This is a genomic window from Kitasatospora sp. NPDC059327 (assembly GCF_042752535.1).
Lineage (GTDB): Bacteria > Actinomycetota > Actinomycetes > Streptomycetales > Streptomycetaceae > Kitasatospora.
The window spans coordinates 1-1443 of the sequence record NZ_JBHYYB010000253.1; the positions used below are offsets into that span (position 1 = coordinate 1).

1 protein-coding gene is annotated in these 1443 nt (G+C 65.5%); it reads right to left on the minus strand.

Features of this window, described 5'->3' with window-relative positions:
• Positions 1-875: hypothetical protein (locus ACFXHB_RS44810; protein WP_380582996.1), on the minus strand; the 875-nt coding region annotated here is incomplete at its 3' end.
• Positions 876-1443 lie beyond the last annotated feature (568 nt).

Below are 1443 nucleotides of genomic sequence, written 5' to 3' on the forward strand. Positions count from 1 at the left end.
AGGGCGTTCAGCCACGCCGCCCGCTGCCACTGTGCTGACCAAGGCGACAGAGGGCTGGTCGATGTGGGTAGGTTCTTGTTGAGTGGCGTCATGATGTGTGGCCGCACCGTCACCCGTAGGAAGCCGCTCTCGTAGGCGAAGTTTGCCAGGACGGATACTCCGAGCTGGCCGTGCCAGGAGACGATCCGTGCCCACAGGTAACGGCGGGCGACAAAGGGGCCGGGTCCGCTGTTGGGCTTGCCGACGGCGAGGTCCTCGAGTTGCTGCCACGTCCAGTCGTCGAGCTCCGCCCACCGGGTGAAGGAGAGGGCGGCTAGGCCGAGGACCTCGATGTCGGCAAGCGGGTGATCATCGGCATGAGAGGGAGCCGGGTCCAGGAGGCGTTGGGCGACGAAATCGTGAAGTTCCTCGACTTCGAACGGACGGAACCGAGCAGGGGAAGCCTGCTTCTGCTGGGCAAGGTGCTTGCGTAGTTGCGCTGGCATCCGCACTCCCAACGGCTCCATGGCGGGTGCGGGGCCCGCCGGACCGTCCTCTGGCCGGCTCGGAGCAGGTTCGACGTCAATGCCGATGGATCTGATCGGCCAGATCATGCGTCCCGCGCCGATGAAGTGCTCCTTGGGGCCGTTCTTCCGCATCATGCGCTCATGGGGAATCGCGGACGATTGCGACCACTTCTTCCGGAGGCGGGCAGCATCGGATGGCTCCGAACTGCTGCCCGTGTAGAACTCGGACGGCCGAAGCTGGTGCAGCATGCCCTGTGCACACAGCCGGTCCAGGTAGAAGACGACCCATGCACCAGTTACCGCAAGTCCGGCAGCCCAGCCCCAGGGAAGCAACTGGACCATGCCGAGGGCGATGCCTGGCGTGACCATCAGTGCTGCGGCTGACCTTCGCCACCTACGAAGTCGCATGGCGCGAATGCAGTGGGCAAGAACCACTGCCTCGTCGAAACCGTAGGCAGGTACAGGGCGTCCGCGAGCGAACCGGCGCCCCACCCAGTCGACGTATTCCTCTCCGAAAAGCACAGCGGGGTCGTTCTTGCCGCCAGGCTTGCCCGCCGGACCGGCAGAGGCTAACCGCCTTGTCAGCGGGCCTAGTAGCCACGTGCCGCGACCGGGCCTGACGAAGGCGTTCGCCGAGAGTTGGCGGGTCACCTCCGACGGCGCGGCCTTGTTTCGGCCATCCGGCCCACCTCGCACCTTTCCCCCCATCCGACAGCGCCGCCTCGCCAGCCCGCACGTCACGTTCTGCTGTCAGGCAATCACAGCTGCACGCGTGACCGTATCAACCAGTCATGAGCTCATGCTTGAGAAGCGTCAAAAACCCTTCCAAGGGGGCGGGTTCGCCTGTTCCCCCACCCGTCTCGGCGACGGTCGAACGCGGGTTCTGGAAGAAGCGCAGCGACCCAGTTCTCGTGTCAGCGAGTCGTCAGCGTCGCCG